Annotated in this window: 6 protein-coding genes; 4 read left to right on the top strand and 2 right to left on the bottom strand. The window is 69.7% G+C overall.

The window, feature by feature from the left end; translation table 11 throughout:
• Positions 1-55: 55 nt before the first annotated feature.
• From ACQPWW_RS27915 to ACQPWW_RS27905, 3 genes are all read left to right on the top strand, one after another.
• On the top strand, positions 56-670 hold the full coding sequence (locus ACQPWW_RS27915) for a hypothetical protein (RefSeq protein ID WP_433126616.1): 615 nt from the start codon (positions 56-58) through the stop codon (positions 668-670).
• Between the two features lie 164 nt (positions 671-834).
• Entirely contained in the window at positions 835-5,277 is a 4,443-nt protein-coding gene (locus ACQPWW_RS27910) for a DUF6531 domain-containing protein (RefSeq protein WP_433126614.1), read from the top strand.
• Positions 5,278-5,291: 14 nt separating this feature from the next.
• Positions 5,292-5,957 (top strand): hypothetical protein, encoded by a 666-nt coding sequence (locus ACQPWW_RS27905; RefSeq protein WP_433126612.1) that lies wholly within the window; start codon positions 5,292-5,294, stop codon positions 5,955-5,957.
• Between the two features lie 26 nt (positions 5,958-5,983).
• Here the strand turns inward: ACQPWW_RS27905 and ACQPWW_RS27900 are convergent, their stop codons facing one another.
• Entirely contained in the window at positions 5,984-7,237 is a 1,254-nt protein-coding gene (locus ACQPWW_RS27900; protein ID WP_433126610.1) for a DUF1501 domain-containing protein, read from the bottom strand.
• Position 7,238: 1 nt separating this feature from the next.
• A complete protein-coding gene (locus ACQPWW_RS27895) occupies positions 7,239-8,507 on the bottom strand; it encodes a DUF1800 domain-containing protein (protein WP_433126608.1) in 1,269 nt (422 codons plus the stop codon).
• A gap of 266 nt (positions 8,508-8,773) precedes the next feature.
• Here ACQPWW_RS27895 and ACQPWW_RS27890 point away from each other — a divergent pair, with 266 nt between their 5' ends.
• The gene (locus tag ACQPWW_RS27890; protein ID WP_433126606.1) at positions 8,774-9,991 is read left to right on the top strand and encodes a glycosyltransferase; all 1,218 of its coding nucleotides are present in this window, start codon (positions 8,774-8,776) and stop codon (positions 9,989-9,991) included.
• Positions 9,992-9,993: the final 2 nt, after the last annotated feature.

Raw genomic sequence — 9,993 nt, 5'->3', positions numbered from 1 at the left:
CCCCCTCCACCACAGCATCGGCGCCGCTGAGGCCGTCGAGACGGGGGGAGCGTTCGTGGACGACGATCGGGAGTCGATCGCCAAGCAGGTCGAGGCGCAGGTGGGCGTCCGGCCGCCGGAGGCGCTGCTCGACGTGTGGACGGGTGAGCGGCCGGTGGACGCCGCAGCCGACGTGTCCGTCTACGGTCCGGACGAGATCGCCGAACGCAACCTCACGTACGAAATCTCGGACTACGCACCGGACCTGTTGCTGATTGGGGACGACGGCGGCGGCGACGGCCTGTTCGTCGCGACGAACGACCCCGATCCCGAGGTCGTCCTCATCGGCCTCGGTGCGGTGGGCACGTCCGACGGCACGCGCGTTGGTCGGTTGTCGGGCCTGGTGGCGGAGGGCTTCCGGTCGATCAATTCGGCCGAAGACGTTCGGGATGCGGCAACCCCGACCGGGCCGATCGACGTCCTGGTCACCCATCGTCCCGGGGTGAAGGCACTGGTGGAGATCCGCAAACTGCTCCACCTCTCCGTGCCGATCAGCGCACTCACCGCCGCGGACGCCCATTACCCGATGGTGGTCCTGACCGACGTCTACCACGGCAGGTACGCGGAGGCCATCAACCAGGTCAACCTGCGTCACCAGTGCCTGGCTGTCCGCCCACACGTCACCGCGTAGAAGGCCCCGGTGAGGCGCTGACCCCGGCGGGCCCGGAGCGTCCGCGCGGGCTGGTGCGCAGACTGTGCGAGATATGTGACTGAAGTAGTCATGGAAGTTTGTCGCGTGTCTATGTTCGATATGTAGTGCGGCTGGTTGGCGTGGACACGGGGGAGGTCCGGGCGATGGCTGAGTTTCCGGCGCATCTGTTTCGGATGGATGGTGATCCGTCGGCGATTCGGTCGTCGGCGGGGCGGTGGGAGGGTTTTGGTTCGGCGGCGTCGCAGGCGGCGGGGCAGATCTCGGGTTTGGATACGAGTCAGTTCGTGGGGCCGGAGGCGGATCTGTTCCGGGAGGGGCTGAATGCGCAGATGCCGGGGCATTTGCGGGTGACCGGTGATGCGTTTGGTCGGGTGTCGGCGGGGTTGGTGGCGTTCGCGGGGTCGTTGTCGTCGTTGCAGGATCGGATGCGTCCGTTGGCGCAGCGTGCGCCGGGTTTGTGGGCGGCGTTGCAGGCGGCGCGGGGGCGGTCCGACCGTGCCGAGCAGGCTGACAAGCGCCATGAGCGGGAGGTCGCGGATCGGCCGCCGGAGCAGGCGGCGGAGCCGGACACCTACCGGTCGGATGCCGGGGCCGCGGGTACGGCGTTGTCGCAGGCGCAGCGGGACTGGGACGAGTGTGTGGCCCAGGCGGGGGCGTTGCGGGGTGAGTTGGCCACGGCGGTGCGCGATTGCGTGCGGGTGGTCAATGACGCGAAGGGTCTGCGGTTCAAGGAGAATCCGAAGTGGTGGGATCTGAAGGGTCAGTTCACCAACTTCGTCCGGGACAATCAGGAGTTGCTGGCGCAACTGTCGGGCGCGTTGAAGATCGTTTCTTTGGTCGCGGGGTTGTTGTCGTTCATTCCGATCCTCGCGCCGATCATGGCGCCGATCGCGCTCGGCGCCGCCCTGCTCGCCTCCGCGATCGATTTGTCGATCTACGCGGCTACCGGTAAGGGCAGCCTGAAGACCATCCTGATCGACGTCGGGCTCAATCTGCTGCCCGGAGTGGGCAAGCTTGCTCGGCTCGGCGCGGGCGCACTCAAGGGCGGCCGAATAGCGCACGCCTTCTCCTCGGTCGCCGCCCGGGGTCGCAGCATGGCCTCGGTGGCTCGTGCGGGGTTGGCGAACCCGCGGGGCTTCGGGATCGAGGCGATCAAACGGTTGGCGCGGCTGGATCCGATCGACGTCGCCTGCGGCGACATGGTGCTCACCCAGACCGACGTCGAGTTGCCCGGTGCGCTGCCGTTGCTGTTGTCCCGTACCCACCTGTCGTCGTATCGGTTGGGGAGCTGGTTCGGCCGGTCCTGGGCCTCCACCCTCGACCAGCGGATCGAGGTCGACGACGCCGGGGTCTACGTCGCGACCGCCGACGGGATGGCGCTCATCTACCCGGTCGGGGCGGACGGTCGCCCCGATCGACTGCCGACCGAGGGACCGCGTTGGCCGTTGGAGCAGGATCCGGCCGAAGGTACCTACCGGGTCACGAATCCGGCACAGGGCTGGACGTGGCACTTCGGGCCGGTGCCGGGCAGCCTGGCGGCCCAGCTTCCGCTGGTCGCGCTGACCGACCGCAACGGTCACCGGGTCGACGTGCGCCACGACGACAGCGGCGCGCCGGTCGAGGTGGTGCACTCCGGTGGCTACCGGGTTCGGGTGCGTACCGAGGAGAACCGGATCGTCGGGTTCGACCTCGGCGGGGGCGACACCGATACCGAGCTGGTCCGTTTCGATTACAACGAGGCCGGTGACCTGACCGAGGTCGTCAACTCCTCCGGGCTGCCGCTGCGTTTCGACTACGACATCGACGGACGGGTGACCCGGTGGGCGGACCGCAACGGCACCGAGTACCGCTACGCCTATGACGAGGACGGTCGCTGCGTCGCCACCTCCGGCACCGGCGGTTATCTGACCGGGCTGCTGCGCTACGACACCGAGGCCCGCGTCACCACTGTGGTCGACTCGCTCGGCCATGCCACCGTCTACCAGCTCAACGAGCTGCGGCAGGCCGAACAGGTCACCGACCCGCTGGGCAACGTCACGGCCTTCACCTGGGACCGGTTCGATCGGAAGCTGTCCGAGACCGATGCTCTGGGGCGGACGACCCGTTGGTCCCACGATGACGACGGCAACCTGGTCGAGGTCACCCGCCCGGACGGCAGCCGGGCGACGGCCGCGTACAACGACCAGGGACAACCGGTAGTGGTCACCGATGTCGACGGCGCGGTCTGGCGACGCGAGTACGACGAGCGCGGCAACCTGACAGTGGTCACCGATCCGATCGGCGCTGTCACCCGCTACCGCTACGACGAGGCCGGTCACCTCAGCGAGGTGACCGACGCGCTCGGCAACGCCCTGGTGGTGGCGACCGACCCGGCCGGGTTGATCAGCTCGGTCACCGAGCCCACCGGCGCGGTGACGACCTACCGGCGGGACGCGGCCGGACGAGTTGCTGAGGTGACAGACCCGGTCGGCGGCACCACCCGCCTGGGCTGGACCGCCGAGGGGCGACTCGCGTGGCGGCGTGGCCCGGACGGGGCTAGCGAGGAGTGGACCTACGACCCGGAAGGCAACCTGGTCACCCACACCGACCAGACCGGGGCTACCACCGAGTTCGAGATCGGCCACTTCGACCTACCAGTGGCACGTACCGGGCCGGACGGCGCCCGGCTGGCCTTCGCCTACGACACCGAGCTGCGGCTGACCACGGTCACCAACCCGCAGGGGTTGACCTGGCGTTACGACTACGACCCGGCCGGGCGGCTGGTTACCGAGACCGACTTCAACGACCGGATCCAGACCTACACGCACGACGCCGCCGGTCAGGTCGTGGCCCGGGGCAACGGCGTCGGGCAGAGCATCGAGCTGGTCCGCGACCTGCTGGGCAACGTCGTGGAGAAGCGCGCCGCCGAAGGCACCACAACCTTCGGGTACGACCCGGTCGGCCGGTTGCTGCGTGCAACGTCACCCGAGGTTGATCTCCGCTTCGAGCGGGATCCGCTGGGCCGGGTGCTCGCCGAGATCCGGGACGGCCACGCGGTCACCTCGTCCTACGACGCGCTCGGCCGGCGCACCCAGCGGCGTACCCCGTCCGGGGTGGACAGTGCCTGGGAGTACGACGCCGGGCACCGGCCGGTCGCGCTACACACCGGCGATACGACTGTCAGCTTCACCCACGACGCGGCCGGGCGGGAAACCCGGCGAGCGGTCGGCGGCCTCGCCCTGACCCAGAGCTTTGACGCCAATCACCGGCTGCTCTCCCAGATCCTCACCGCGAGCCCCGCCGTCGACGGCGGCGTGCCCGACCTGGTCGCGCACCGGGCCTACCAGTACCGCGCCGACGGCCACCTGACCGACATCGCCGACCAGGTCACCGGCGAGCGTCGGCTGGAGCTGGACCGGGCCGGCCGGATCACGGCCGTGCAATCCGCCGACTGGGCCGAACGGTACGCCTACGACGATGCCGGCAACGTGGCCGGAGCCACCTGGCCCGGTGCGGATCACGACGGCGCGGCCCAGGGCGAGCGGGAGTACACCGGCACACTCATTCGGCGGGCCGGGGCCGTGCGCTACGAGCACGACGTCGCCGGCCGGGTCACGCTACGGCAGGTCAAGCAACGATCGACCAAGCCGCTCACCTGGCGCTACACCTGGGACAGCGAGGACCGGCTGACCGGCGTGACCACTCCGGACGGTGCCCGGTGGCGCTATCGGTACGACGCGCTCGGCCGGCGGGTCACCAAACAGCGACTCGACGCCGAGGGTGGTGTGGTCGAGCAGGTCGACTTCGCCTGGGACGGTCCGCGTCTGGTCGAGCAGACCCGTCACGGTGACGACGGTGACAGGACCAGCACCTGGGAGTACACCCCCGGCACGTTCACGCCGATCAGCCAGACCGACGGCTCCGCCGACCAGGACGAGGTGGACCGCCGCTTCTACGCGATCGTGACCGACCTGGTCGGCACGCCCACCGAACTGGTCGCGCCGGACGGGTCGATCGCCTGGCAACAGCGCACCACCATCTGGGGCATCCCGACCCACGTCAGCGCCATCGGTGCCGACTGCCCACTGCGCTTCCCCGGCCAGCTTCACGACCCAGAGACCGGTGCCTCGTACAACTGCTTCCGGTACTACGAGCCCGACAGCGGTCGCTATCTCTCGGCAGATCCGCTAGGCCTGTTTCCAGGGCCCAGCCCGCACAGCTACGTCGCCAATCCGAGCTATGAAATTGACCCATTCGGACTGGCGCCCTACAAGGTCCTCTACCACGGGTCGCAGAACTTCGAAGGCACACAGTTCGCCCTCGACATCGCGACGGCTAGCAAGAGACCGGGTACGCCCATCCCCGGCGTTCACCTCACCGATAAATTCACCCGGGCAGCCACCGGGTACGGACGTGGGGGCCAAACCGTTCGCGTCGAGGTGCCGGAGGACTTCGCTCAGTCGATCAAGCAGATGGGCGGACCGAACGGCAACCAGGAGGAGTTCTTTGTGAACACCCAGGAGGGGATCGATGTTCTCAACCAGGGCATCACTAACATAACGCCTACCGGTGAAGCGATCGGCCTGCACTTTCAGGGCAAGTTCTAAGCCAAGGAGTCGACGTGGAGAGCAAGACGGTCGAGCCGTCCGAGGTATCGCTGGCCTACGACATCTTCGCGCCCCTGTGGGGACTGCTGCAATTGGGCGCGGCGAGAGAGTGGGACGGTACTTCCGCCTTCCGTCCGGTCTTCCTCGCATTTGTCACGGCCCGACGGGACGGTCTGGCCAGGTTGTTGACAAGAATCCAGGCGGTTGGTGCCCTCGCCGACCCGACGATGGTCATCTTCGAGGAGCAGGGGGGGTGGTCCGACGACGATCCTGAATTCGTGCCGGATCAGCTCGGTGCCAGCCTCCTGATGTACTCCGGGTTCGTTGCGGAGTACCCACTCGACTTCGCTGACGCCGACACCGTACGGCGGGTCATCAACGCCGGCACCGACCTGCAGTTGGTGAACCTGCTGCAAGGGTTGGTTGGTGCGGCGCTCGTTCGCGGACCTGAGGTGCGGTCGGCCGCGCCGCTCGTTGTCGAATCGATGCGCATTGTCGCTGAGGTCATCGCCGCGGACACTGGGCCGCTGCTGGCGAAGGTGGTCAGCTCTTGGCGGATCGCACATCTGCCCCCGGCCCTGCGTCCTGACTCGAACATGAGTGAGGCAAGGAGGGCGAGGTTGAGAGCCCTGGCGTTACAGGTGGAAGCAGACCTCGTCGTGAGCCGACCCGACCACTAGCCCGGCGGGGTCCACCGGGCAGCACGTCAGCCGGCACGAAACAGAGGGAGCGGCTGGCCCCGGTAGCCAAGCAGATACTGCTCCGGGTCGGCCCCGAGCACCGTGTCGAGCACCGCCCCGAACACGTCCCGGAAGTCGGTAGTCGCCCTCAGGTCGCCCTGGTCCAGGTCGGTGAGGCTGGGTGGTTGACCGTGGAAGCCGCCGGCCACCCGCGCCCCGGCCACCAGCACCGGCCCTGCGGTGCCGTGGTCGGTGCCGTCGGAGGCGTTGGCGCGTACCCGTCTGCCGAATTCGCTGTAGACGACCACCGCGACCCGGCGGCCGGCGTCGCTGCCGGCCATCCGGTCCACGAAACCGGCCACCGCCGAGTCGAGCTGGCCGAGCAGGGCCTCCTGCGCGGCCCGTTCCCCGGCGTGCGTGTCGAAGCCGCCGAGGCTCACCGAGTACACCCGGGTGGGTACCCCCGCCTCGACGCAGCGGGCGACAAGCGCGAGTTGGGCGCCGAGCGCGCCACCGCCGCCGGTGCCGGTGGCGGTGGCGACCGGGGTCGCGTCGGTGGGGCTGGCGGCCGGGGCCACCGCCGCCCGGACCAACCGGCCCATGTCGACCAGATCGGCGTACGCGGTGGCGGCCCGGGCCTGCATCGCCGACTCACCGGCCTGCATCCGGCCGAGCGACGCCACCATGGCGGGCGCCACCCAGTCGGGCAGCTCCAAGCCCTGGTAGCTGACGCAGGCGCCGACCCGCCGTCGTCCGACAAGCAGTGGCGGCAGCACCGGTTCGAAGCTGACTGCCGCCTCGACCGGGCCCTGTGTCTCGTCCAGCCAGCGCCCGACCCAGCCGGTGTCGGCCGGGCCGCTCGGCGCCGCGGTCTGCCAGATGTCCATCGACCGGAAGTGGCTGCGGTCCGGTTTCGGGTAGCCGACGCCGTGCACGATGGCGAGCCGACCGGTCGACCAGAGCCCCTGGAGGCCGCGCATCGCCGGGTGCAGACCGTGGTCGCTGTCCAACCGCAGCACCTGCTCCTCCGGGTACGCCAGCTCCGGCCGGGAGGCCCGGTAGGCCGGGTCGGCGTACGGGATGACGGTGTTCAACCCGTCGTTGCCGCCGTAGAGGGTGACAAGGACGACGGTCTCCACCGGACGCCGGGTGACGCGCGGCTCCGGGTCCGCGCTGTCGAGCAGCCGGGACAGGGTGATCGCGCCGGCGCCGGCGGCGAGGGCGCCGCCGCCGGCCACCCCGGAGGCGAGCAGGAATCGTCGTCGGGTGAGTCGGTCCATCTCAGGTCACCTGGTATTCCGGGCTGACCAGCCCGAGGGTGAGCATCAGGCGGGAGTTGGTGGTGCCGCGCAGCACCTCGTACGTGCGGTCGGTCCAGGTGTCCACGCAGAGCAGGTGGGCCACCGCCTCCGGGGTCATCCGCTCCGGGCTGAGCTGGCTGGCGAGTTTGCCGGCCAGGGAGAGTTTCAACCGGGCGGCAGCCGAGGTCAGCCAGGCCACCCCGGCCGGCCAGCCGCCCACACTGGGTGGGGCGAACGGGCGTTGCCCGAGGCCACCGAGCCCGTCGAGCAGCCCGGTGACCGTCTCCGCCGGGAGGGTGGCCGGTCGCAACCCGAGTTGTCGCAGCGCCCCGACCAGCCACTCGACCGGTTGCTTGACCATGGTGGCCCGGGTGGTCGGGAACATGTTGTCGGCCAGCAGCACCCGCAGCATCGCCAGCGGCTCGGGGAAGGCGGCGACCATCTCCTCCGAGGTGCGTTCCGGGATCGGCTGGGTGCTGGAGGCGTACCGGTGCCAGAGCCGGGCGGCCACGAACCGGGGGCAGGCCTCCTGCGCCAGCGCCAGGTCGACAAGGCTGTCGGTGGTGAAGTGTCTGGTGACGCCGAGGATGCTCGACGCGCCGTCGTGGTGGCGTCGAGGGTCGAAGACCGATCGCCGCTCGGCGAGGTCGATCCGCCACCCGGTCAACGCCAGGCCGGCCTGTTGCACGTCGGATTCGGTGTAGTGCCCGAGGCCGAGGGTGAACAGCTCGAAGAACTCCCGGGCGAGATTCTCGTTGGGGGCTTCCCGGCTGTTCAGTTGACCGTCCAGCCAGTAGACCAGGGCCGGATCGACGATCATCCGATGGGCCATGTCGCGGAAGTTCCGCGATTCCCGGAGGGCGAGGTGTTGCGCCAGCATCAGTTGCGGGCTCTTGACCTTGACGATCGAGGTGGCCCAGTGGCCGTGCCAGAAGAACAGCAGTTTCTCCACGGCCTGGTGGTCGGCGACGGTCATCCGATCCAGCCACCACTGGGTGAGGGTGCCGGCCTGCGCGCGACGCAGTCCGTCGGCTTCGACCCGCTGCGCCGGGGTGGGCTCGGGTGTGCCGACGTACGGGTCGGGGCCGAGCGGTGGCAGTGGTGCCCGGGTGGCGCCGATGTCGGGCCCCGTGGGGGTGGTCAGCGCAGCCAGGGTGGCGGTGAAGCCGGCCCGCCGCGCTGCCGCCAGCTCGTTGGCGGTTGGCCCGAACGCCGTTCGGCGCAGCAGCAGAGCCACGTCGTCGGTCATAACGACACCATTGTGGAACCCTCGACAGGGAAGCGGCATCTCAGCATCATCCGGAATTCCGCCCGTCGGCGACGGGTCGAGCCGCGCCCCGACGATACGTCCCCGACGGACGTACCGCATAGAGTGTGGACGATCGGTATTGGCGGCGGTGATCCGATGTCCGATTACTGACTTCTGTTGTCCGTAGTATGTATATCGCTCAATATGCTCGCTATCATCGGCGGCTGCATCGCCGATCGTCCACACTCTTACGGGGGTACGAGGTGATGGATCAGCCGGTTCCACCCACCCTGCGGGAGTCGTCCGGTCAGTCGCCGGTCGCGCTCGCGGGTGCCACGGCGGACACCGGCACCTGGCCGGGAGTCCCGCGGCAGCCCGTCGAGCCCCGCCCGGCCCCCTCCGTCCAGACCGGACGTTCGATCGCGCTGGTGCACGAGTGGTTCACCTCGACCGGCGGCGCGGAACAGGTCTTCCGACAACTCGCCGAGGTCTTCCCGACCGCCGAGCGTTTCGCGCTGTGGAGTGACGACGACGCCGACCCGCCACCGCTACGGGTCTCGTGGCTGGCCCGGACCCCGCTGCGCGGCAACAAGGCGATCGCCCTGCCGTTCATGCCGCTGGTCTGGCGCACCCTCACCCGCGACCGGTTCGACGTGGTGATCTCCTCCAGCCACGCCTTCGCGCACACGGTCCGGCTCGGCAGTCCCGACCGCACCCGGCACCTCAGCTACGTCCACGCTCCCGCCCGCTACCTCTGGAACCCGGGGGTCGACGACCGGGCGTCCGGGCCGATGCTGGCCGTGCCCCGACGACTGATGCGGGCGCTCGACGTCGGGCTCAGCCACCACGTGCACAGTTACGCGGCCAACTCCGTCGAGGTGCGCGACCGGATCCGGCGGCACTGGGGGCGCGACGCCTGGGTGATCAACCCGCCGGTCGACGTCGACTTCTTCTCCGCCGCCCCGCCCCCCGACCGGGCGCAACCGCGCGACTACCTGCTGGGCGTCGGGCGCTGGGTGCGCTACAAGAACTTCGACCTGATCATCGCGATCGCCGAGGAGGCCGGCCTGCCCCTGGTCATCGCCGGCTCCGGGCCCGAGGAGGCCCGCCTGCGTCGCCTGGCGCACAAGGCGAGGGTGCCCGTCACCATCGAGGTCCACCCCGACCGCTTCCGGTTGCGGCAGCTCTACTGGGGCGCCCGCGCCCTGCTCTTTCCCGTCCACGAGGACTTCGGCATCGTTCCGGTCGAGGCGCAGGCCTGCCGCACCCCGGTCCTCGGGCTGCGCCGTGGTGGCCTGCTGGAAACTGTCGTCGACGCGCAGACCGGTGTCCTTGTCGACTCCCTCGACCCCCGTGACTACGCCGCGGCGACCCCCCGGCTCGACGAGCTGGACCAGGCGCGGATGCCCGTGCAGGCGGAGCGGTTCTCGACACAGACCTTCGCCCGCCGGGTGACCGAGTGGGTCGAGCATGAGTGTGGCTGACC

The sequence above is a fragment of the Micromonospora sp. CA-240977 genome (genome assembly GCF_050942285.1).
Classification (GTDB): Bacteria; Actinomycetota; Actinomycetes; order Mycobacteriales; family Micromonosporaceae; genus Micromonospora.
Note: the sequence above shows the minus strand (reverse complement) of the source record. Positions and strands in the feature narration are given on the sequence as shown.

What these genes read in the sequence shown, in the direction of transcription:
- ACQPWW_RS27895 (WP_433126608.1), bottom strand. Translation starts at nt 8,507, where the DNA reads ATGACCGACGACGTGGCTCTGCTGCTGCGCCGAACGGCGTTCGGGCCA.
- ACQPWW_RS27900 (WP_433126610.1), bottom strand. Translation starts at nt 7,237, where the DNA reads ATGGACCGACTCACCCGACGACGATTCCTGCTCGCCTCCGGGGTGGCC.
- ACQPWW_RS27890 (WP_433126606.1), top strand. Translation starts at nt 8,774, where the DNA reads ATGGATCAGCCGGTTCCACCCACCCTGCGGGAGTCGTCCGGTCAGTCG.
- ACQPWW_RS27910 (WP_433126614.1), top strand. Translation starts at nt 835, where the DNA reads ATGGCTGAGTTTCCGGCGCATCTGTTTCGGATGGATGGTGATCCGTCG.